The organism is Vibrio aquimaris, assembly GCF_009363415.1.
Classification (GTDB): domain Bacteria; phylum Pseudomonadota; class Gammaproteobacteria; order Enterobacterales; family Vibrionaceae; genus Vibrio; species Vibrio aquimaris.
Map to the genome: position 1 here is coordinate 817241 of NZ_CP045350.1, position 21751 is coordinate 838991.

The 21751-nt window shown below is 42.9% G+C and carries 22 protein-coding genes and 1 tRNA gene; 15 read left to right on the forward strand and 8 right to left on the reverse strand.

The genetic code is table 11. The annotated features are described in order from the left end of the window. Positions 1-34: 34 nt before the first annotated feature. Together FIV01_RS03770 and FIV01_RS03775 are read right to left on the reverse strand one after the other, a co-directional pair. Positions 35-481, reverse strand: coding sequence for a DUF411 domain-containing protein (locus FIV01_RS03770; protein ID WP_152429816.1), 447 nt, complete (start codon positions 479-481; stop codon positions 35-37). Continuing rightward, positions 478-3183, reverse strand: a complete 2706-nt coding sequence (locus FIV01_RS03775; RefSeq protein WP_152429817.1) for a heavy metal translocating P-type ATPase — start codon at positions 3181-3183, stop codon at positions 478-480. Before FIV01_RS03775 ends, FIV01_RS03770 begins: the two co-directional genes overlap by 4 nt. Positions 3184-3398: 215 nt before the next feature. On the opposite strand from FIV01_RS03775, the gene gltX reads away from it, so the two are divergent. Beyond that, the gene (gltX, locus tag FIV01_RS03780; RefSeq protein WP_152429818.1) at positions 3399-4826 is read left to right on the forward strand and encodes a glutamate--tRNA ligase; all 1428 of its coding nucleotides are present in this window, start codon (positions 3399-3401) and stop codon (positions 4824-4826) included. 119 nt (positions 4827-4945) lie between these two features. Here gltX and FIV01_RS03785 read toward each other — a convergent pair whose 3' ends face one another. The 3 genes from FIV01_RS03785 to FIV01_RS03795 form a co-directional block, all read right to left on the reverse strand. Next, complete coding sequence (locus tag FIV01_RS03785) at positions 4946-5452, reverse strand: Fe3+-citrate ABC transporter substrate-binding protein (RefSeq protein WP_114786776.1); 507 nt, start codon at positions 5450-5452, stop codon at positions 4946-4948. A 469-nt stretch (positions 5453-5921) separates the two neighbouring features. Further along, positions 5922-5998: transfer RNA gene (locus tag FIV01_RS03790), tRNA-Arg, on the reverse strand. Between the two features lie 52 nt (positions 5999-6050). Next, entirely contained in the window at positions 6051-7184 is a 1134-nt protein-coding gene (locus tag FIV01_RS03795) for a flagellar assembly protein FlgT (RefSeq protein ID WP_152429819.1), read from the reverse strand. Between the two features lie 165 nt (positions 7185-7349). On the opposite strand from FIV01_RS03795, the gene FIV01_RS03800 reads away from it, so the two are divergent. Continuing rightward, positions 7350-7985 carry a FlgO family outer membrane protein gene (locus tag FIV01_RS03800; RefSeq protein WP_152429820.1) on the forward strand — a complete coding sequence of 212 codons (636 nt, stop codon included), beginning with the start codon at positions 7350-7352 and terminating at the stop codon, positions 7983-7985. Between the two features lie 9 nt (positions 7986-7994). Continuing rightward, positions 7995-8426, forward strand: coding sequence for a flagellar assembly lipoprotein FlgP (flgP, locus tag FIV01_RS03805; RefSeq protein ID WP_152429821.1), 432 nt, complete (start codon positions 7995-7997; stop codon positions 8424-8426). Positions 8427-8475: 49 nt separating this feature from the next. Here flgP and FIV01_RS03810 read toward each other — a convergent pair whose 3' ends face one another. The 3 genes from FIV01_RS03810 to flgA all read right to left on the reverse strand — a co-directional run bounded on the left by FIV01_RS03810 (position 8476) and on the right by flgA (position 10059). Beyond that, the gene (locus FIV01_RS03810; protein ID WP_152429822.1) at positions 8476-8901 is read right to left on the reverse strand and encodes a flagella synthesis protein FlgN; all 426 of its coding nucleotides are present in this window, start codon (positions 8899-8901) and stop codon (positions 8476-8478) included. Positions 8902-8913: 12 nt separating this feature from the next. Next, positions 8914-9231 (reverse strand): flagellar biosynthesis anti-sigma factor FlgM, encoded by a 318-nt coding sequence (flgM, locus tag FIV01_RS03815; RefSeq protein ID WP_114786781.1) that lies wholly within the window; start codon positions 9229-9231, stop codon positions 8914-8916. A gap of 81 nt (positions 9232-9312) precedes the next feature. Continuing rightward, positions 9313-10059, reverse strand: a complete 747-nt coding sequence (gene flgA / locus FIV01_RS03820; RefSeq protein ID WP_152429823.1) for a flagellar basal body P-ring formation chaperone FlgA — start codon at positions 10057-10059, stop codon at positions 9313-9315. 76 nt (positions 10060-10135) lie between these two features. On the opposite strand from flgA, the gene FIV01_RS03825 reads away from it, so the two are divergent. From FIV01_RS03825 to flgK, 12 genes are all read left to right on the forward strand, one after another. Continuing rightward, entirely contained in the window at positions 10136-11062 is a 927-nt protein-coding gene (locus tag FIV01_RS03825; RefSeq protein WP_152429824.1) for a chemotaxis protein CheV, read from the forward strand. 10 nt (positions 11063-11072) lie between these two features. Further along, a complete protein-coding gene (locus tag FIV01_RS03830) occupies positions 11073-11900 on the forward strand; it encodes a protein-glutamate O-methyltransferase (protein ID WP_152429825.1) in 828 nt (275 codons plus the stop codon). 222 nt (positions 11901-12122) lie between these two features. Further along, entirely contained in the window at positions 12123-12518 is a 396-nt protein-coding gene (gene flgB, locus FIV01_RS03835; protein WP_114786785.1) for a flagellar basal body rod protein FlgB, read from the forward strand. A gap of 4 nt (positions 12519-12522) precedes the next feature. Then, positions 12523-12939, forward strand: a complete 417-nt coding sequence (gene flgC, locus FIV01_RS03840) for a flagellar basal body rod protein FlgC (protein ID WP_152429826.1) — start codon at positions 12523-12525, stop codon at positions 12937-12939. A 15-nt stretch (positions 12940-12954) separates the two neighbouring features. Further along, positions 12955-13665, forward strand: coding sequence for a flagellar hook assembly protein FlgD (flgD, locus tag FIV01_RS03845; protein ID WP_114786787.1), 711 nt, complete (start codon positions 12955-12957; stop codon positions 13663-13665). 27 nt (positions 13666-13692) lie between these two features. Beyond that, positions 13693-14997 carry a flagellar hook protein FlgE gene (gene flgE / locus FIV01_RS03850; protein WP_152429827.1) on the forward strand — a complete coding sequence of 435 codons (1305 nt, stop codon included), beginning with the start codon at positions 13693-13695 and terminating at the stop codon, positions 14995-14997. Positions 14998-15211: 214 nt separating this feature from the next. Further along, on the forward strand, positions 15212-15961 hold the full coding sequence (locus FIV01_RS03855; protein WP_152429828.1) for a flagellar basal body rod protein FlgF: 750 nt from the start codon (positions 15212-15214) through the stop codon (positions 15959-15961). Positions 15962-15982: 21 nt separating this feature from the next. Continuing rightward, positions 15983-16771 carry a flagellar basal-body rod protein FlgG gene (flgG, locus tag FIV01_RS03860; protein ID WP_114786790.1) on the forward strand — a complete coding sequence of 263 codons (789 nt, stop codon included), beginning with the start codon at positions 15983-15985 and terminating at the stop codon, positions 16769-16771. Positions 16772-16795: 24 nt separating this feature from the next. Continuing rightward, on the forward strand, positions 16796-17575 hold the full coding sequence (gene flgH / locus FIV01_RS03865; RefSeq protein ID WP_152429829.1) for a flagellar basal body L-ring protein FlgH: 780 nt from the start codon (positions 16796-16798) through the stop codon (positions 17573-17575). Between the two features lie 52 nt (positions 17576-17627). Next, positions 17628-18719 (forward strand): flagellar basal body P-ring protein FlgI, encoded by a 1092-nt coding sequence (locus FIV01_RS03870; RefSeq protein WP_114786792.1) that lies wholly within the window; start codon positions 17628-17630, stop codon positions 18717-18719. Between the two features lie 8 nt (positions 18720-18727). After that, complete coding sequence (gene flgJ / locus FIV01_RS03875) at positions 18728-19642, forward strand: flagellar assembly peptidoglycan hydrolase FlgJ (RefSeq protein WP_152429830.1); 915 nt, start codon at positions 18728-18730, stop codon at positions 19640-19642. A 223-nt stretch (positions 19643-19865) separates the two neighbouring features. Then, positions 19866-21740 carry a flagellar hook-associated protein FlgK gene (gene flgK, locus FIV01_RS03880; RefSeq protein WP_152429831.1) on the forward strand — a complete coding sequence of 625 codons (1875 nt, stop codon included), beginning with the start codon at positions 19866-19868 and terminating at the stop codon, positions 21738-21740. Positions 21741-21751: the final 11 nt, after the last annotated feature.

Consider the following 21751-nt stretch of genomic DNA (forward strand, 5'->3'; position numbering starts at 1 on the left):
GTGCTTTGAAATGTAAATCAATCAACAGTAAGAGTTATTTATCACTTTTAGGGTAGGTTTGATATTCAAATACTTGCCCATCCTGATTAAACGCATACACGGTATAAGCCTCTTTTTGAGTGCCGTGTTCCATACCAGGAGAACCTACCGGCATACCGGGGACCGCTAGCCCTTTGGCCCCTTTAGGTGGGTTGGCTAAAAACGCTTTGATATCTTTGGCAGGGATATGGCCTTCAAAAACATAACCATTAATTTCGGCGGTATGACAAGATGCTAACTGTGGTGTAATGCCCAGCTCTTTTTTGATGCCATTCATATTATCATGCAGTTTTTCTTCTACCGTGAAGCCTTCTTGTTGCATGTGCTTGGTCCAAGCCGTGCAGCAGCCACAATAAGGCGATTTGTGATTGGTAACATCGGCAGCCAGAACTTGGTGTGAGAGAAGTAAAAGTGGCGTAAGAGCAACAAGGTTAATTTTCATAGTGACCTCTTAATATGATGTGAAGGTTTAAACAGACGCAGGCGATTAGCGTTGCTTACAACAGTAATAGAGGAGAGCGCCATGGCTGCGCCAGCGACTACAGGGCTGAGTAAAAAGCCAAAAGCCGGATAGAGGGCACCAGCTGCAATAGGGATGCCCAAACTGTTATAAATAAAGGCGCCAAACAAGTTTTGCTTCATATTTCTTATGCTAGCTTTAGATAATTCAATTGCTTTAACTACGCCGACAGGAGATGAATGGAGTAGAGTCATTTGAGCACTTTCAATCGCCACATCACTGCCGCTTCCCATCGCAATACTGATATCGGCTGTTGCAAGGGCTGGTGCATCATTCACCCCATCACCTATCATAGCAACGCACTGACCTTGTGTTTGTAATTGCTTAATATGCTGCGCTTTTTGATCGGGCAGTACTTGGGAGATGACTGTTTTTATTCCTAGCTGGGAAGCAATCGAATTTGCCACATCTTGATTGTCCCCAGTTAACATCACAGTATTGATATCCATTGAATTTAAGGCATTAATTGCTTGTTTAGCATCTGGTTTAATTGGGTCACTAATGGCAATGATTCCTACCACAGTATTTTTTTGGACGACAATAACTGGTGTCCATGCATAAGTGGCACATTGTTCTATTTCTGAGTCGAAAGCGCCAGTGTTGATCCCTTGCTGCCGAGCATAATTGAGGGATACAACTGAGGTCAGTTCATCATGAACTAGACCCGTTACCCCCATACCGCGCAGATTGGTAAACTGACTCGCCTCTTCAAGATAAAGATTTTTTTGCTCGGCAAGATTAACAATGGCTTTACCAAGAGGATGCTCTGAATGTTGTTCTAAACTTGCCGCCAAAGTCAGTAGGTGGCTTTCATCTCCATCTTTGACAAACACAGATTCAACTTGAGGCTTACCTTGTGTTAGCGTACCCGTTTTATCAAACACCATAGTATTTACTTTACTGGCAGACTGAAGCACGTCGGCATCTTTAATCAGTATGCCCATTTCGGCAGCTTTTCCGATTCCGACAGTGACTGAAAGCGGGGTAGCCAAGCCAAGCGCGCAGGGACAAGCGATAATAAGCACAGTTGTGGAGACAATTAACATATAACTGGCTTTGGGCTCAGGTCCATACAAAAGCCAAACTAATGCAGAAATAAGAGCAATCACTACGACAATAGGAACAAATACAGAAGAAATCTGATCAGCCAGCTTGGCTATTGCCGGTTTACTGCTTTGCGCTGTGCGCACCATATTAATGATCCTTGCCAACATAGTATTGCGACCAACGCTGGTAGCTTCCATCACTAGACTGCCGTCTTGATTTACAGTCCCAGCTGAAACCTGAGAGCCTTGCTCCTTAAACACAGGAATAGGTTCACCAGTTAACATGGATTCGTTAAGATAGGACTGACCCGATAAGACAAACCCGTCAACAGGGATTTTCTCACCAGGCTTAATTCTAAGCTGCATCCCTTGTGTTATCTCTTTTATCGCCATGACTTTATCGCCGGATTCTGTAATGGCGGTAGCATTGCTTGGCTGAAGGTTGATTAATGATTGAAGAGAAAGCGTGGTTTTGGCTTTAGCTTTGGCTTCGATGTAATGCCCGAGAGAAATTAAGCCTATTATCATGGCGCTGGCTTCAAAATAAACATGGCGTGAGGCCTGTGGAAACCATTGAGGAAAACTCACGATCAGCATGGAAAATAACCAAGCAGAGCCTGTACCAAGGGCAACTAATGTGTCCATTGTTGCTCGTTTATTACTTAGCGATTGCCACGCGTTGGTAAAGAAGGAGCGTCCAGCTGTTGCCAGTAGCCATAAGCATATCAGTCCAATAGCGCCCCAGATCAATTGGTCTTGAGTGCTACGTATCATCATATTGCCGCCTAATACTCCCCAGAGCATAAGTGGAGCGCCGATAATTAAGCCTTGCCATGCACTTTTTTTATGCTGGCCTTGTATAGACTTTTGTTTGGCTAACTGCTCTTGCTGCTGAGTTTCTGGATCGAGAACGTACTCGGCTTGATATCCGGCTTTATTTACAGTGTCTACAACAGATGCGATGACAAATTCTTCATTTGAGAGGCTGAAAACAATGGCACTTTGCTCAGCGAGATTGACCTGCGCGCGCTCTACCTTATCGACACTTATTAAGGCGCGCTCAACCGATGCCACGCAGCTTGCGCAGGTCATGCCTGAGATGAAAAAGTTTAAAGTATAGGTGCTGCTTTTTTCAGTTAATGTTAATTGCTCAGGTTGGGAAGAGGTTTGCTGCTGTGATTCGGGTATCTCAGATTGTTCGCGACTCGCTTTATAGCCAACTGATTCAACTAGATCTTTGATATCTTGCTCAGTAAGTAGCGTGGAAAGAGACAATTCAGTTTTCGATACTTGAATATGTCCGATACCAGTATGGCTGTTTAGGGCGTTTTCGAGCTTAGCGACACATTTGGTACAGCGTAAACCTTCAAGATGGAAGTGATACTGATGACCAGCATGATAGCCAAGGGTAAGAATAGACGATTCTATCTCTTTAAACGGGCTGTTTGTCTCCAAACAAACAAGCGCAGGCGTTAGCTCATGGATTAATACGCCATGTTTATGTATTAAGAGGTGTTCTACTTTACGCGCACACTCCATACAACTTAAGCCTGAAAGTGGAATATTTAACCTGTGCATTTTTTGCCCCTCACTCTAAATCAAGGATAAGGATAAACCTTACCTTTGGGGTAAGGTCAAGAGGTGTATTGGAGTGATACTTGGGATAGGAGATCCATGTGAATAGGCGAATTCTGTCACTAGTGGATTGTAGATTTGGAGATCAATGATAAAATACGCGCAATTTTTAGCGCCTTCTCATGGTGCAGTCATTCAGCTAATCAAGGTATTTTTAAATGACGGTTAAAACTCGTTTTGCTCCTAGCCCTACAGGCTATCTTCACGTTGGCGGTGCTCGCACAGCACTTTATTCATGGCTTTTTGCAAAAAACCAAGGTGGTGAGTTTGTTCTACGTATCGAAGATACTGACCTAGAGCGTAACTCTCAGCAAGCCGTCGATGCCATTCTTGAAGGAATGCAGTGGATGGGGCTAGAGTGGGATGAAGGACCTTATTTCCAGTCTAAGCGCTTTGATCGTTACAACGAAATGGTTGATATCTTGCTAGCTCAAGACAAAGCGTATAAATGTTATGCGTCAAAAGAGCTTCTTGATGAAATTAGAGCTGAGCAAGAAGAAAATAAGCAGATGCCTCGTTATGATGCCAATCACCCCAAAATCATAGCGGCAAATGAAGCTGCGAAAGACGGCGATCCGTGTGTAGTGCGTTTTCGTAACCCAACTCAAGGCAGTGTTGTGTTTGAAGATCAGATCCGTGGCCGTATTGAAATCGCTAACGACCAATTAGATGATCTGATTATTCGCCGGACTGATGGAGCTCCCACATATAACTTTGTAGTTGTCGTTGATGATTGGGATATGGGAATCACTCATGTTGTGCGCGGTGAAGACCATATTAATAACACCCCACGTCAAATTAACATCTATAAAGCTTTGGGGGCGCCAGTTCCGACATTTGCTCATTGCGCCATGATTTTAGGCGATGACGGTGCTAAGTTATCTAAGCGTCATGGCGCCGTTTCTGTAATGCAATATCGCGATGAAGGCTACTTGCCAAATGCGCTTAATAATTACTTGGTTCGTTTGGGTTGGTCTCATGGCGATCAGGAAATATTCTCTCAGCAAGAGATGATAGAGCTATTCACCCTTGATGCCATTTCCAAATCAGCTTCTGCGTTTAACACTGAAAAGCTCCTGTGGTTAAACAATTACTATATCAAAACGTCAGATCCTGAGTATGTAGCAGAGCACTTGCAGTGGCATTTGGACAACCAAAATCTCAATGTAGAAAACGGCCCTACACTTACTCAAGTGATTAAACTTGTCGGTGAGCGTTGTAATACGCTTGTGGAACTGGCTGAGCAAATTCGCTACTTCTACGAAGATTTCTCTGATTTTGAAGCTGGCGCGGCGAAGAAACATTTACGTGGTGTCGCAAAAGGTCCATTAGAGCTTGCTTTAGCGAAAGTTGAAACGCTAGAAAATTGGGATACGGTAAGTATTAAAGAGAATGTGATTGCTGCGGTATGTGCAGAGTTAGATATTGGTATGGGTAAACTTGGTATGCCTTTGCGTGTTGCAGTGACAGGTGGTGGGCAGTCACCATCTGTGGATGCTGTTATGGAGTTAGTTGGTAAAGAGCGAGTCATTGCTCGAATCAAGATGGCACTAGCCTTTATTTCACAACGAGAAGCCAATACATAAAGTTCTGTAAAAGCTCACTGTTATATAAAAAGCCGCAGTCTATGTTGCGGTTTTTTTTATAAAAAAAACACTAATTAAGTATGGTCAAGTAAATAGATGGCTGTATGATTATGAAGGGTTTACTTAAGATCTATGCTGGTTAAACGTCCCATAAACTCGAGAATTTCTAAGTTGTCTTTGTTGGCTTCTAGCAGAGCTTTTTTGGTTTTTGTGTAGGCAGCGAGACGACCATGCTTTTTGATTGAACAAACAATGCTTCTATATATCAATTTGCCGTTTTTATCGTAATTTCGCCAAGCAGCAATATAGCATTCGTCTTTCGCATCCGGGTTAGTTTTAGTTGGTCTAGGTTTGAAAATAATCTTCGGCTCAACAGAATGGGGGAGCCTTGTCATTAGGTATGGGTCTTTGAGTAACTTACGCCAGAATTTACCCCACATGGCACTACCCAATTCATTTCTGAGCTTAATGGCTTTTTTGAGTCCTTTTTTTTCACCGATTTTTACGTAGCCCACGGAGCGATGTAACACCTTATCATCTGGTGTATGTATGTGGATTTTAAACGCGGTTTTGGCTTTGGATATAAAACGGTGACCAGTGTTTGTAGTCAGATTACTCTTCTTCATTCAACAGCTATGGATAATTTTGTTAATAAGTATTTTAGTTGAATGTGCATGATTGGTGAAGGGCTTATTCGTGTTTCCTCAAGGTGTTCAAGTGAAAAACATCACTTTTTTTTGAAAAAAAACAGTAAATAATTGGACTTAAAGGTTTTTTTGTCTTTGAGTACCTAATAAGTTCTTTACATATTTTATTTAAAGTATGGCTCTTTTTTCATGTTGTCTAAGTTGATGATTTTTTGAATTAAATGAGTTGGTCTGTAACTATATGTTTGATTGTTAGGTTTTTATATTGAGGTTTAGGGTGGATTATAATCGAGAGTATGATACCAATGGTATTGTTCAGCTTGATGCAGCCATAGAGAGCTTAATTAAGATGGAATCTAGCTTCTTTCTAGGGTTAATTATCCTACTCGGGAATAAATAGGTCTTGGTCATCGAGGATCAAAAAGTTATAACATGCATTGATTTAATATGGCACTCCCGACAGGATTCGAACCTGTGACCTATCCCTTAGGAGGGGATCGCGCTATCCAGCTGTGCCACGGGAGCGTGGAACTATCATACTATATTCTTTTGCAATGTTAAGCTTTAACTTACTGATTTAAAGTTGCTTGTGCATAACGTCACCAATTTGAATACTGCCAGCGAGTTCGGGCTGATCAACGGTGAGTTCTGCTTCATTTTCATAAACCCGTGACACTGTGAGTGTGATGTTTGACTCGGTGACCTTATTACGAGGAATCCCTCTTTGATCTATGAATGAATTTGTGTGCCAAAGCTTGAGCTTATCTCCTTGGGCAACGCCATGGATTCTACCAAGGTCCATAGTTAGCACCTTATCCCATTTGGCAATAATTTCCGGCAGTGTTATTTTGCACGAGACTTCCGACTCGAGGTCCAGCATGATATTTTGGCTGACTCTCAGCATCATCTCTCCATATGTTGATGCCCAAAATCGTGCACTTTTAGTATCGACTTGACTTGTTTTAGGGAAAGGCCATCGAGCAACTTCACGGTAGTTTTTGTTGTACACTTCATTGCCAGTTTTACCATCGAAGACGGTCATATCAAGCGCAAATTGCCGGTTTATATTGTCCTCTTGGAGTAACTTTTGTTCTATCGTAGCCGTTAAATCAGTGATCACACCACCTATGATATATTGTGCACCAGTGTCTTGAGCGATCATTTTTAGTCGCTCTGGATTGCGCTTACTAATTTCATAGTCGGTTGTACCTACAGAAACAAAGTTACTCGACTGTATGCTTAATTGCCGATTGATGACAGTCGCAAAGTCATCTCCAACGTTATAGATTTGACCCATAACAGCTTGCTTAGGGGAGGCTAAATCGATATTGCCGACTAAGAAGGTTTTTTTGTATTGGCTGAGGTGGCAAGCTGTTGCCGACGGGTATATGTCCATGCGAGCTTTGACGTACATAACACCATTACGGACTTTTTGTTCATCAATTAGAATGTAACGTATCTCGGTATTACTGAGTTGATATTCTTTGCGCTTGCTTTCTAATATTGGCCTGATATTCGCGATACTGCCTATATCGGCTCCAGAGAAGCTAACTGCTTTGAATATGGCATCTTCTAACGCGTGAATGCGTGCAACCTCTTCAGAAGCGACGACAGTTGCTCGACCTGTTACTTCGTACCAACTTGCCCATACCAACGTGGGGCAAAGTACTACATAAAAGGTTGAAACTATTTTAAAAAACGTCTTTTTCATCGTATATTTCCAAACTGGTTCACTTTTTGCATTTATTTCGTTAACTGATTTAGGTGTTGCCGCTCTATGTAGTGACAGATATAGAAAAGCAAAGAATGTTCCACTTTGGTATCTGAGATATAAGGTGGCACAGATAGAAGCCTAAAATGTATCGGAGATTATAATATGAAAAAGTGGCTAACGCTTGTGCCTGTGGTGCTTCTGACCTCTTGTGCTTATGCACCTGTATATAATGGTAAGGAACCCTACCCAGGCTCTCAATTTATGTTGATGGAGAGTCCGCGTCATACTCTTGACTTTTTTGTCGAGAGTATGACTGAAGATTTGATAGTCTCAAACACAAGTGTCTCCGCTCGGACACCTATTGCCGTTACATCATTTGTGGATTTGCAAAGTATGGATGCAACTAACTGGCTGGGTAACTCTGTTTCTGAAGGCTTTATTTATCAGTTTCAGCGAAGAGGCTTCAAGGTTGTCGATTATAAAACAACAGGTTCGATTCAAGTGACTAGCCAAGGTGACTTTGCGTTTAGTCGCGATTGGAAGGATCTTGCCCAAGAGCAAGATATTCAATATGTACTCACTGGCACCATGCTTCGCCAAGAAGGGGGAGTATTAGTTAATGCTCGTGTGGTTGGTATGCAGTCACGGGTTGTGGTTGCAACGGCTCAAGGTTTTCTGCCTGCGGATAGAATTGGTCGAGATCTAGACACGCTTAACAGTATCCGAGATGAAGATGGTGTTTTAATTCGCTCTGACCCTACAATAAGGCAGCCATATACCGTTATTCTTCGTCCATAGGGAGTCGTGATGAATAAAATTCTTTTTTTGGCCGTTATCTTTATGATGGTGGGGTGTCAGCCTTTGCAAAATATGCGCTCTGATGATTGGCTCACTGCTGTGGGATACGCCAATATCAGTGAACAAAAGGGGAGAACCGACGAGGAACGTGAAGTTAGAGCGATGCGTGCTTCTAAAATAGATGCTTACCGTGAGTTAGCTGAGCAGGTCTATGGGATGCGTGTTAGTGGTAGAGCAGATTTAAAAGATCAGAGGCTTGGGACGGAACTCACATCTGGTGCTGTCGATGGTGTTATTCGTGGCGCTGAGGTGGTACGCAGTTATAAAGTTGGTGACAACTATGTGACAGAGTTACGCCTTGATATCAAGAAAATGAATAAGCTTCGCGATTATGGTGAAGTGGAAGTGGTACCTGAGAAACGTCAACAGACCCTTTTCTAATTAATAATATCTGATTGTAGAGCGGCAAACCTGTCGCTTTAACCATGAGTCAGGCTTTGATGTTTGTACCCAGTGTGGTTACATTTTTAGTTTGCCCGTCAGCATTATAAGTCATTCCTAGCTTACCTTGACTCTGTTGCATAAGATTGTTCAGTTTGTTAAAACTCATCTGTGCTCGTTGCAAGGCTTCGCCATTGACAATATTTGCTTGTTGGCAATCGGCGATAGTCGATCGAATTTCTTCGACTAGAGGGCTCAAATTTGGATCAGTTGTCAAGCTGGCTACGTCAGGGTGTTGCCCGATTCGTTCGTCAGTTTGCTGTAGATTGGTTATCAGGGCTAACTTTTCAGTGGCTAGTTGTTCTATGTCTTTTGCAGATCGTGCTGTGATTGCGAGTTTTTCTTTTTCGAGAATATCAGATAGATCATGGGCACTTTGTAGCTGAAATTCGATTAAACTGCTCAAGGATGCCATGATACACGCTCTCTATTCCAAACCACCAAGTTCTTGTTCGAACTTGATCATATTATCAGCTAATTTTTGAGGGTCTACGCTATATGAACCATTAGCAATGGCTTCTTTGATTGCGGCAACTTTTGCTTTATCAAAGCTTGGTTGGTTAGCTAGCTGGGAATGCATTTCACCAACAGCTTTACCCTGTTTGCTAAGGGATACTGAGTCCTGAGCTACATCTGACTTTTTTGTTGAACCAGAGTCAGCAGAGGCACTACTTTCGTTACGTGCAGTGCTCTTGGAAGAGGTCGTGACCGTCTGCCCTGAGCGTATGTTATCAATGCCTGCCATATATTCGAGCCTTTCGTAAATGAAATCTTGTACTGTCGATATCGACCGAAGCGAGCAATACTTTAGGAACTTTTTGATTGTTCAAAAAACAACCGTGACTTCGGCAATGCCAGTTACCCTACCTTCAATTATACGGTTGGATTTGCTATTTTTCACTCTAATCTGCTCACCATGTGCGCCATCTGTGAGTGCGGTGCCTTTAGTTGTGATGGTCATACCAGACTTTTGAGCCTTGATAGTCACAGTTTCATTGCGACATACAACACAAACATCACTGCTTTCTACGACTTCTCCACTTCTCAGGTTTTTTTTGGTTTTAGCTCCAATAATGTCTTCAATATTTGAAAAGCCTTGTCGCCTTACACGTTGCAAGTCTACCATATTGATAGTCAGGTCTTGTGCTGAGATTGTTTGGCCTCGACTGATCGGGCCTGTGGTTGTGACTTGTGGGCCAGTCCTCGTCAGTCTTACTGGAACGTATAATTTCCAATTCTCTTCACTACACTCAACTAGCACAGTGATGTTACTTGCACTAGGGTTTGTAGAAGAAGAAGAAGTTTTTAGTGGAGCAGGACAGTCTGTAACAAAAATACGGCTATCAATGTTCGCTGCCTTTGCTAGTAATGTGCCACCTGGCGGCCAATCTATATTAGTAAGAATGTAATTCTCTGCAGCTTGTTGAATAACGATGGTCTGTTCAGAGGTGGCTGAAGTTGATGAAAAACTAAAGAAAAGGCATAAAAAAGCGACAGACTTGTAAAACTTTTTACAGAAAGCTCTACAATTAGTTATGGAAAATGAGCATAAACGTAAATTATGGTATGTCATTCTGCTTCTCTGGTTTTATTCGCCTTTTAGTAGACTATCATTTTATACCATGAAAGTTTGAAATGGAGATGGGCTTATGTCGGGTATTCTTGATTCGGTGAATCAGCGCACGCAACTCGTCGGTCAAAACCGATTGGAACTTTTAACATTTCGCTTGGTGGGACGTCAACGTTACGGCATTAATGTTTTTAAAGTGAAAGAAGTGTTGCAGTGTCCGACACTAACTATGATGCCCAATTTGCACCACCTTGTTAAAGGGGTGGCCCATATTAGAGGGCAAACCGTTTCCGTCATAGATATGAGTCTTGCCATAGGTGGGAGACCGACAGAAGATGTCGAGAAGGCATTTGTTGTTATTGCTGAATTCAACCGAACCATACAGGCCTTTTTGGTTACATCTGTAGAGCGCATTATCAACATGCACTGGGAAGCGATATTGCCTCCTCCTGATGGGTCAGGCAAGGGTAACTATTTAACAGCAGTCACGAATATTGATAATGAGCTTGTAGAAATCCTCGATGTTGAGAAAATATTGATGGAGATCGCTCCCATTGATGAGACAATGGATTCAACAATCGGTGATGAAATTGCGCAAGTACAGTCGGAAAAAGAGGTAGTTCGACGTATACTTATTGCTGATGATTCTACCGTAGCACGTAAACAGGTAGAGCGTGCAGTCGTCTCTATCGGATTTGAGGTAGTATCGGCCAAAGACGGCAAGGAAGCCTATGACAAATTGGTTGAAATGGCTGCCGAAGGGAGCATTTACGAACAAATTTCACTTGTCATTTCAGATATCGAGATGCCAGAAATGGACGGTTACACGTTGACAGCGGAAGTGCGACGCAATCCGGATCTGAAAGACTTGTATGTTATTCTTCACTCATCACTCAGTGGTGTTTTTAACCAGGCCATGGTCGAACGTGTCGGAGCAAATGCCTTCATTGCGAAATTCAACCCTGATGAGCTTGGTAATGCGGTGAAAACTGCGCTTACTGATTAAAGAGAAATAAATGACAGCAATAACTATAAGCGATCAAGAATATCGTGACTTCAGCCGTTTCCTCGAATCTCAATGTGGTATCGTATTGGGTGACAGCAAACAATATCTAGTAAGAAGCCGTCTCAGCCCACTAGTTACTAAATTTAAGTTAAGTTCTTTGTCTGATTTGCTCAGCGACGTAGTGTCTGGACGCAACAGAGATCTTCGAGTCGCAGCAGTTGACGCTATGACAACCAACGAAACACTCTGGTTTCGTGATACCTATCCTTTCGAAGTGCTGGCGAATAAACTCTTGCCTGAAGCTGCTGAGAATAAAAGACCTATAAAAATCTGGTCTGCGGCAAGCTCCTCCGGGCAAGAGCCATATTCTATAGCTATGACTATTCTTGAAACTCAACAACGAAAACCAGGATTGATACCGAATGTGTCGGTTACGGCAACCGATATATCAGCCAGTATGTTGGACATGTGCCGTGCTGGAATATACGACAACCTAGCCTTGGGCCGTGGTTTATCTCCAGAGAGACGTAAAAACTTTTTTGAAGACGCGGGTGATGGTCGGATGAAGGTTAAGGACAATGTCAAACGCTTGGTCAATTTCCGTCCTCAAAACTTAATGGAAAGCTATTCGTTGCTTGGTAAGTTTGATATCATTTTTTGTCGCAACGTACTTATATATTTTTCTCCAGAGATGAAATCCCAAGTCCTAAACCAAATGGCTGCTAGTTTGAACCCTGGCGGGCACTTATTACTAGGTGCTTCCGAATCGTTAACGGGTTTAACGGACTGTTTCGAAATGGTTAGGTGCAACCCAGGGATCATTTATAAGCTCAAATAGAGCTAATAGCTAGTAGATAAAGCCCAGCATAGTGTGCTGGGCTTTATACGTTTATCGAGTGCCAAAGCGGAAGCTATACTCACAATTGGTTATCTATAAAGAAACTTGGTGCGTAAATTGCTCCTAAGTTTGTGAACAAAGAAATTAGGTTAAGTGCAAAGTTGGTATATTAATTGCTTTTAATTCTAATAGTATCGGTCAGTTCTTTTTGTAGAGGTTAACATGGCTATATCTTTCAATAACGCATTAGGTATCCACCAACACACAGTGGGTGTACGCGCTCGCAATGCAGAGGTGATATCCACCAATATTGCTCAAGCCAACACACCTGGCTTTAAATCGAAAGGTATGGACTTTCAACGGGCATTGCAGGCGGCAACATCAGGGGCAAGTATCGGACTTAGTCGTACTGATGGTCGGCATATTCCTGCCTCTACTCAAGTGACAGGGGAAATGCTATACCGACTTCCTACACAACCTGATACGGGTGATGGAAATACAGTAGATGTTGATTTGGAGCGTAATTTGTTTATGCAAAATCAAATTAGACACCAAGCTTCGCTGGATTTCTTGGGTAGCAAATTCAGGAACCTAACCAAGGCTATCAAAGGGGAGTAATTAGATGAGCTTATTTAATGTATTCAATGTAACAGGATCTGCGATGAGTGCTGAGTCTGTTCGTCTAAATACTACTTCGAGTAACCTGGCGAACGCCGACAGTGTCTCTAGTTCGGCTAAAGACACATACAAAGCTCGTCATGCGGTGTTTGGAGCCGAACTCAGCAAAGCCAAGTATGGTCGCGAAGATACAGTGCCAGTCCAAGTATTAGGTATTGTTGAGAGTAACAAGCCACTTGATGCGGAGTATAACCCCGAACATCCTTTAGCTAATGGTGATGGTTTTATCTACAAACCCAATGTTAATGTGATGGAAGAAATGGCGAATATGATATCTGCTTCTCGTTCATATCAAACGAACGTTCAAGTAGCAGATGCGAGTAAACAAATGCTGCTGCGTACGCTGCAGATGGGTCAATAAGGATAGGGGGTACATATGGCCGGAGACATTAACAATGTTGGTCAAAGTGGCTTGTCCTATGTTGATCAGCTTAAACAGCTTCAAGATAAAAGCAAACCAGATGAGACAACAGGTAAGCAGGATCTAAAACAAGAAGACTTCTTATCTCTGCTCACTAAGCAGCTTTCACAGCAAGACCCGTTTAAGCCGGTTAGCAATGACCAAATGATTGCACAGATGGCCTCATTCGCGACGGTAGATGGTATCGGTAAAATGAATAATCAGTTTGAAACGCTGAATTCTTCGATGACATCAAACCAAGCGCTTCAGGCATCATCACTTGTTGGACGAGATGTACTTATCCCGGGCTCTACTGGAGTAAAAACCGGTGATGGCCAAATGGCCGCTATGGTTAAACTCCCTCAAGCTGTCGATAGTTTGATGGTGCGAGTAGAAAACCAAATGGGGCAATTGATCCGAACGTTTGACGTAGGATCTAAACCAGGCGGTGATAGTCGTGTTGTTTGGGATGGCAAAGATCAAAACGGTAATCCATTGCCGGCTGGCAAATACAATGTGAAAGCATCGGGTTTGCTAGACGGTCAGGCGAAAGAGTTCGAAGTGTCGACTTACGCTAATGTAAATAGTGTCCTGCTTGGAAAAGGTGATGGAAACGTACTACTCAATCTGGCTGGCTTTGAATCGCCAGTTCGACTTGCTGAAGTACTAGAAGTTGGAAAGGCGTAGCAACGCTAGCTAGATAGGAGATTTGGAATGTCTTATGTTGCACTAAGCGGTTTATCCGCAGCTCAGTTAGATCTGAATACAACCAGTAATAACATTGCCAACGCCGCAACCTATGGCTTTAAAGAGTCTCGCGCGGAATTTGGGGATGTATATTCGAATTCACTGTTCACTCATGCGAAAACGACACCGGGTCAAGGTGTACAGGCAGCAAAAGTTGCCCAGCAGTTTCATGAGGGGTCAAGTATTTATACCAACAACCCTATGGATCTCAGGATCTCAGGTACAGGCTTTTTCTCTGTTGCTAAAGATCGCCTGCAGCCATCTACAAATGAACTGACACGAAATGGTTCTTTTCATTTGAACAAAGACAACTATATGGTTACGGCAAACGATGAATTTTTGCTAGGCTATCAAGTTAATAAAGACACAGGCGATGTTTTGTCTTATGAAGCGTCAGCTATCAATATTCCAAAAGAGTTTGGTAAGCCCAAACAGACTTCAAATATAGAGGTTGGTTTTAACCTACCAGCAGGCGCTCCTTTAAAAGATCCCGCTTTATTTGACATCACAGATCCAGAAACTTATAACCGCTCCACCTCTTCGTCTATCTACGATTCTATGGGGCAATCGTACAAGTTGACGTCATATTATCTTAAGGACGCGACACAGCCCAATACATGGCTGACCTACTATACAGTGACAGACTCTGATGGAGAAAAACCCATCAATATTGTTGGCGGTGATACAACCTCGCCAACAGGCCAAGTTGGACATACGCTTAAGTTTAACAATGATGGTACTTTGGCAAGTTTGAACAATGGTCAGGATATTGTCACTGAAGCTTTGGGAGCGGGGGCGAACCCAGTGAACTTAAATGGTGCCGATGAAACTCAAATCTTAGCATTTGGACTAAAAGATGCGACACAATTTGCCGCCCCATTTGAATTGACGAAATTTGATGAGGATGGCGCGACAACAGGCTTTTTGACCAAAGTTGATTTTGATGAAAACGGCAGTGTTCTTGGTACCTATTCAAATGGCGAGAATATTGTTTTAGGTCGGGTTGCTTTAGTTCGTGTAGCTAATGAGCAAGGCCTTGATAAAAAAGGCAGCACTCAGTGGGATGCAACACAGTTTTCTGGCGATAAAATCTGGGGTGAGTCTAATAAAGGGTCATTTGGTAGTATCTCCAGTGGTACTTTGGAGCAATCTAATATTGATATGACTCAAGAATTGGTTGATTTGATAACGGCACAAAGAAACTTCCAAGCGAACTCTCGTTCTTTGGAAGTCCACAATCAAACCCAACAAAATATCCTACAAATTCGCTAGTTTAATTTTTAATAACTTTAAGTCATTGATTAAAAAATTAGTTCGAGCTGGTGGCAAACGCCAGCTCACTTTTTGCCACCTCCGGCAATTATGTTCATCTTTAGCTCTCCTTTTATTATCGAATAACTCTAACTACCTAATATAACGCTAATTCAAACTTGGCTCAAAATTTGCTTTTCTTTAGTTAAGTGAATGATGATTGTTGGAGTAAATTATGGATCGTGCACTGTTTCTTGCCATGAGTGGCGCTAAGCAAAATATGCAAGCAATGCAGCTTAGAGCCAACAACTTGGCAAATGTCAGCACAACAGGCTTTAGGTCAGATCTTGCGCAAGCTCGTTCCATGCAAGCGTATGGTGAAGGTATGCCAAGCCGAGTATTTAGCATGACAGAGCGTCCAGGGCATAACTTTCAACAAGGTAGTGTCATTACTACGGGCCGAGACTTAGACGTGACTATCCAAGATCAAGGTTGGATTGCCGTTCTAGATAGCATGGGTAAAGAGGGGTTGACTCGAAACGGCAATCTGAATATTGATGTTAATGGCTTGCTTACTGCTGGGGGCGGCAACTTGGTACTCGGTGAGACAGGGGCTCCCATTACTGTCCCCATCCCCGTTAGCAAAATCGAAGTTGGCAGTGACGGCACTATTTCCGTTGTGCCTCAAGGTGCGCCGGCAGACGCAATTGAAATAGTGGACCGAATTAAGCTAACCCGCACCGATAATCGATCACTATACAAGGATGTGAATGGAATATTTCGTGCTAAGGACCCAAATGCGGAATATGAAATGGATGCCAATGTGAAACTGCTGACCGGAGCGTTGGAAGGCAGTAACGTTAATGCTATTGGGGAAATGACCAATCTTATTGACCTCCAGCGTCAGTTCGAAATGCAGGTCAAAATGATGAGTACAGCGGAAGATATGGACAAAGCCTCAGACACTTTGCTTCGTATGAGCTAACCAAGGGATTAGGAGAAAATTATGCATCCGGCACTATGGGTAAGTAAGACTGGCTTAGACGCTCAGCAAACCAATATACAAACCATTTCAAATAACTTGGCAAACGCTTCCACGGTTGGGTATAAAAAAAGCAGAGCTGTATTTGAAGATTTGTTTTACCAAAATATCAACCAGCCTGGAGGACAGTCTTCACAAAACACTGAGCTACCAAGTGGTTTAATGTTAGGTGCGGGTTCCAAGGTGGTTGCTACGCAGAAAGTACACACACAGGGAAACACACAAACGACCAATAACAGCTTGGATATGATGATCGAAGGTGATGGATTCTTCCAGATTCTGATGCCAGATGGCAACATTGGATATAGCCGTAATGGTCAATTCACTGTCAATGACGAGGGGGTGATTGTCACCTCTGGAGCGGGGTATCCTCTGGAACCAGAGATTGCCATACCCGAGGATGCTATCAGTATAACCGTTGGTACCGATGGTGAAGTGTCAGTTCGCATTCGAGGTCAACAAGACAACCAAGTGTTGGGGCAAATAACAACTGTTGATTTCATTAATCCTGGTGGGCTTGAGCCTATTGGTCAAAATTTGTATTTGCCAACTGGAGCTAGTGGTGATCCTCAAGAAGGAGTTCCTGGCTTTGACGGCTTTGGCGATCTTCGTCAATCTATGCTCGAAACGTCGAATGTCAATGTCACAGAGGAACTGGTTAACATGATAGAAGCTCAGCGTGTCTATGAAATGAACTCAAAAGTTATTTCAGCCGTTGATAAAATGATGAGTTTTGTTAATCAGCAATTGTAACTTTAGGGTAATAGGAAAATTATTATGAGCCGTATACTGACGATTATTACATTAGCCTTATTATCAGGTTGTTCTATGTTACAACCCCCGATAGAGACTTCTGACATTGTTCAGGGGACAACGACGGTGGATGCGGTTGAAGGTGATAAATCAGAGGATGAAAGCTCAGGCATTATTGATACATTACGTGGTCGAACTGATCCCGTCGCAGGCGATCCTGCATGGGCACCTATTCACCCTAAACATCAACCAGAGCATTATGCGGCAGAAACAGGATCTTTATTCAACGTTGGCCGCACATCTAGCTTATACGATGATTCTAAACCCAGAGACATTGGTGATATCATTACGGTGACCTTAGATGAGAACACTAAAGCAGCAAAAAGTGCAGATGCAGACTTGTCTAAAAACAATGATGCTTCAATGGATCCGCTCGAGGTCGGTGGGCAACAGCTTAATATTGGCGATTATAATTTTTCCTATAATTTGAGTAATGACAATTCATTCAGTGGTAGTGCTGAAGCGAATCAAAGCAACAGTATATCAGGTTCAATTACAGTGGAAGTGATTGAAGTCCTCGCGAATGGTAATTTGATCATTAGAGGAGAGAAGTGGCTTTCACTCAATACGGGTGATGAATACATTAGACTTAGCGGCACAATAAGGCCTGATGATATTTCACGTGAAAATACCATCGCTTCCAATCGTATTTCTAATGCTCGAATCCAATACTCTGGTACGGGCACTCAGCAAGATATGCAAGAACCTGGATTCTTGGCACGATTCTTTAATGTCGCTTTGTAGAGTCATCTAATGTCGACGTTTTGGCGCTAGGGTATCGAGTGAAGGTAATCTGATGAAAATATTATTACTACTATTAACCAGCATAACTATGGTAGCAACACAAGCCAGTGCTGCGAGGATCAAAGATATTTCTCAAGTGGCTGGAGTGCGAGCAAACCAATTAGTCGGATACGGGTTAGTGACTGGATTACCAGGAACGGGCGAATCCACACCTTTCACAGACCAAAGTTTTAATGCCATGTTGGAGAATTTTGGTATCCAGCTTCCAGCGGGCACTAAGCCTAAATCCAAAAACGTTGCAGCCGTAATTGTTACTGCAGAGCTAGCAGCGTTTGCTAAGCAGGGGCAAACAATAGATGTTACTGTCACTTCTATTGGTGCTGCAAAAAGCTTGCGTGGTGGAACCCTGATGCAGACGATGCTTAAAGGCGTCGATGGGCAAGTTTATGCCGTTGCTCAAGGAAATCTTGTCGTTAGTGGCTTTAGTGCTACAGGTGCAGATGGTTCAAAGATTGTTGGTAACAACCCGACCGCAGGTATGATATCAAATGGAGCGATAGTCGAACGGGAAATCCCCTCTCCATTTGGCCGTGGTGATTATATCACCTTTAACTTGCTCGAATCAGATTTTACCACTGCGCAGCGTATGGCTGATGCTGTTAATAATTTCTTGGGACCTCAGATGGCTCAACCCATTGATGCCACCTCAGTCAAAGTGCGTGCACCCAGAGATATATCACAAAGAGTGTCGTTTCTATCTGCAATCGAGAATCTGGAATTCGACCCTGCGGAAGGATCAGCCAAAATCATAGTGAATTCTCGTACTGGTACTATAGTGGTCGGCAAGCATGTTCGCTTAAAACCTGCTGCAGTGACCCATGGTGGTATGACGGTTGCAATTAAAGAGAATCTTAATGTCAGTCAGCCCAATGCATTTGGTGGTGGAGAGACAGTCGTTACGCCAGACACAGATATCGAAGTGACAGAAAAGCAAGGGAAGATGTTTAAATTTGAACCTGGGTTAACACTTGACGACCTTGTACGAGCAGTCAATGAGGTTGGCGCAGCACCTTCCGACTTAATGGCTATTTTACAAGCATTGAAGCAGGCAGGTGCTATTGAAGGTCAACTGATCGTTATTTAGGAGTCGTTATGATTAATAATGGTAAGGATATTGGATTTATCCATGACATTGCGAACCTTGATAAACTTCGTCAGAAAGCGGTTGAGGGCGATGAAAATAGCGAAAAAGAAGCGCTAAGTGCTGCAGCTAAGCAATTTGAGTCGATCTTTACAACCATGCTTCTTAAGTCAATGAGAGATGCTAACTCAACTTTTGAATCTGGGTTAATGGATAGTCAAAATCAACAGTTTTACCGCCAAATGATGGACGAGCAAATGGCGAGTGAGCTGAGTTCTTCTGGTTCTCTTGGTTTAGCTGACATGATTGTTGCTCAGTTGTCTTCTGGTTCAGTTGAAAACCCTAATGCAAAAGCTCGCGAAGTCAATTTTGAAGCTATGATGAGAAAGATTGATAATATTCGTCAGCCTAAGCCAGTCTCAAGCCCTGCTCCTATCGAGCGTTCAGAGGCAGCAAGTTCTCAGCCGTTCGATTCTCCTCAGTCCTTTGTAAACACAATGAAGCCCTATGCACAAAGAGCTGCTCGAGCTCTGGGTGTGGATTCTTCTCTGATATTGGCTCAGGCCGCTCTTGAAACAGGCTGGGGGAAAAAAGTCATTGCCAATACTCGTGGAAGTAGTCATAACTTATTTAACATTAAGGCTGATAAACGATGGACTGGCGATAAAGTTGCAACTCAAACGCTCGAATACCATCAAGGTATTCCGGTGAAAGAAAATGCAGCATTTAGATCATACTCGAGCTTTGAAGATAGTTTTAATGATTATGTCCAATTTTTGAATGATAACCCTCGATATAGTTCAGCTCTGCGTCACCAAGGGAACAATGAGAGTTTTATCAGAGGAATTCATCAAGCTGGTTATGCTACAGATCCTGAATATGCTGAAAAAGTGTTGAAAGTCAAAGCTCAAATTGAGCAGATGTAATGATTCATTCAGCATAGAAATCACTAGGAAAAACGGCAAAAGTCATTATTTTTGGCCTCCATTTATCGATGTTAGCGATAAGGTTGCCGCATCCCGCATCCCGCATCCCGCATCCCGCATCCCGCATCCCGCATCCCACGTCCCACCACTTGGCGCGTATATTGCTTAATAATTAGTTAAGATATTCAGTTGTACTGCTTTTAAGGTTTTACTGGGGGGCGACATGGCATCTGATCTACTGAACCTTGGTGCGCAAAGCGTACTTACGGCTCAGAGACAACTTAACACCACTGGACACAATATCTCTAATGTTAATACAAAGGGTTATAATCGCCAGTCGGTCATACAAGGCACGAACATGCCGCATCAATACGGTGGGGAAACCTATGGTATGGGTGTTCATGTGGATAAAGTTCGCCGCTCTTGGGATCAATTTGCCGTTAATGAACTAAATCTCTCCACTACTAACCATGCCAATAGAGTTGATGACGAAGAAAACTTAGAAATGCTGTCTAGCATGCTAGACTCAGTTGCTTCGAAAAAAATACCCGAAAATCTTAATGAATGGTTTGATGCGGTTAAATCATTAGCTGATAGCCCCAATGATGTGGGTGCTCGAAAAGTAGTACTCGAAAAAGCAGAGCTGATTACCCAAAACCTCAATGACTTTCATGAAACAGTGCGCTTGCAATCAGATATAGCGAATAAAAAGCTGGACCTTGCTATTGAGCGTGTTAACCAATTGGCCATAGAGATTAGGGATATGCATCGCTTGATGATGCGAACACCTGGCCCACACAACGATCTTATGGATACACACGAAAAGCTCATTGCAGAGCTTTCTGAATATACAAAAGTGACGGTGACACCAAGAAAAAATGCCGAAGGCTTTAACGTTCATATTGGTAACGGTCATACCTTAGTATCCGGCACAGAAGCTAGTCAGCTAACGATGATCGATGGCTATCCTGATGTCCATCAGCACAGATTAGCGATGATTGAAGGGAAAGGACTTAAGGCAATCACGACGAGAGATATCGATGGCAAAATTGGTGCTATGTTATCAATGCGTGATGAGAAAATCCCTTACTTGATGGATGAATTGGGAAGGATGACGACGGCTTTTTCTCATGATATTAACCAACTTCAATCTCAGGGATTGGACTTACGAGGCAATATTGGCGGCTTGATGTTTACCGATGTGAACTCTCAAGTAGTGGCTAAATCCCGAGTGGTGACCTCATCAAACTCTACTGCAGATATCGAAGTGTATATTGAAGACCTTAGCCGCTTAATCGGAGGAGAATACTCGCTTCAATATACAGATGGCGACTATTACATTACACGTCCAAATGGACAGCAATCCATAGTGCCTATCATAGGCAACTCAATTGCCATAGATGGGATACGGATTGATATAAAGAATGGTCTTCAAGCCGGAGAAAGAGTGCTAATCAGGCCGACTCGAAACGCGGCAGCGCAAATTAAAATGGAGACGAATGATCCTTCGGAAATCGCAGCACAAAGCTATGAAGCATCCACTACCTTTGCTCAAGGTAGTGCAGAGTTTTTCATCGTTAATGCTGGTGATTTACGCGAATTTGAGGTGATTATCTCACCTAATGGCCAGCAGTTCGCTGTTACTGATACGGACGGAAATATTCTCTTAGCACCTCAGCCTTACCCGCCATCTGGTCCTGTAACCGTTTTAGGAACTTCGTTCGCAATTACATCGGGTGCATTACCCAATGATAAGTTTACGGCAAACCTTGTCCCCTCTGAGGGTGATAATGGTAACTTATTGAATATGCAAGATATTCAGACTAAAAAGCATATGAATGATGGCGAATCTACCGTATTAGACCTTTATCATAACCTGAATACGGATGTCGGGCTGCAAATGTCTACCGCTTCACGCCTAACTGATGTGTCACGATTAGAGAAGGAGACGGCGCAAGAACGCATAGCCACTATTTCGGGTGTGAATCTCGATGAAGAGGCGGCCAATATGATGAAATTTCAGCAAATATACATGGCTTCTTCACGTATCATGCAGGCTTCCAATGATACTTTTAACGCCATCTTGGCATTGAGATAGGAGGCAGATAA

Bases quoted from the DNA above. Each gene is read 5' to 3' on its own strand.
- FIV01_RS03825 (WP_152429824.1), top strand. From the start codon at position 10,136: ATGTCGGGTATTCTTGATTCGGTGAATCAGCGCACGCAACTCGTCGGT.
- flgD (WP_114786787.1), top strand. From the start codon at position 12,955: ATGGCCGGAGACATTAACAATGTTGGTCAAAGTGGCTTGTCCTATGTT.
- flgA (WP_152429823.1), bottom strand. From the start codon at position 10,059: ATGACATACCATAATTTACGTTTATGCTCATTTTCCATAACTAATTGT.
- FIV01_RS03775 (WP_152429817.1), bottom strand. From the start codon at position 3,183: ATGCACAGGTTAAATATTCCACTTTCAGGCTTAAGTTGTATGGAGTGT.
- FIV01_RS03770 (WP_152429816.1), bottom strand. From the start codon at position 481: ATGAAAATTAACCTTGTTGCTCTTACGCCACTTTTACTTCTCTCACAC.
- FIV01_RS03800 (WP_152429820.1), top strand. From the start codon at position 7,350: ATGAAAAAGTGGCTAACGCTTGTGCCTGTGGTGCTTCTGACCTCTTGT.
- FIV01_RS03785 (WP_114786776.1), bottom strand. From the start codon at position 5,452: ATGAAGAAGAGTAATCTGACTACAAACACTGGTCACCGTTTTATATCC.
- FIV01_RS03795 (WP_152429819.1), bottom strand. From the start codon at position 7,184: ATGAAAAAGACGTTTTTTAAAATAGTTTCAACCTTTTATGTAGTACTT.
- flgE (WP_152429827.1), top strand. From the start codon at position 13,693: ATGTCTTATGTTGCACTAAGCGGTTTATCCGCAGCTCAGTTAGATCTG.
- flgJ (WP_152429830.1), top strand. From the start codon at position 18,728: ATGATTAATAATGGTAAGGATATTGGATTTATCCATGACATTGCGAAC.
- flgH (WP_152429829.1), top strand. From the start codon at position 16,796: ATGAGCCGTATACTGACGATTATTACATTAGCCTTATTATCAGGTTGT.
- flgP (WP_152429821.1), top strand. From the start codon at position 7,995: ATGAATAAAATTCTTTTTTTGGCCGTTATCTTTATGATGGTGGGGTGT.
- flgB (WP_114786785.1), top strand. From the start codon at position 12,123: ATGGCTATATCTTTCAATAACGCATTAGGTATCCACCAACACACAGTG.
- FIV01_RS03855 (WP_152429828.1), top strand. From the start codon at position 15,212: ATGGATCGTGCACTGTTTCTTGCCATGAGTGGCGCTAAGCAAAATATG.
- FIV01_RS03810 (WP_152429822.1), bottom strand. From the start codon at position 8,901: ATGGCATCCTTGAGCAGTTTAATCGAATTTCAGCTACAAAGTGCCCAT.
- flgG (WP_114786790.1), top strand. From the start codon at position 15,983: ATGCATCCGGCACTATGGGTAAGTAAGACTGGCTTAGACGCTCAGCAA.
- flgC (WP_152429826.1), top strand. From the start codon at position 12,523: ATGAGCTTATTTAATGTATTCAATGTAACAGGATCTGCGATGAGTGCT.
- FIV01_RS03830 (WP_152429825.1), top strand. From the start codon at position 11,073: ATGACAGCAATAACTATAAGCGATCAAGAATATCGTGACTTCAGCCGT.
- flgM (WP_114786781.1), bottom strand. From the start codon at position 9,231: ATGGCAGGCATTGATAACATACGCTCAGGGCAGACGGTCACGACCTCT.
- FIV01_RS03870 (WP_114786792.1), top strand. From the start codon at position 17,628: ATGAAAATATTATTACTACTATTAACCAGCATAACTATGGTAGCAACA.
- flgK (WP_152429831.1), top strand. From the start codon at position 19,866: ATGGCATCTGATCTACTGAACCTTGGTGCGCAAAGCGTACTTACGGCT.
- gltX (WP_152429818.1), top strand. From the start codon at position 3,399: ATGACGGTTAAAACTCGTTTTGCTCCTAGCCCTACAGGCTATCTTCAC.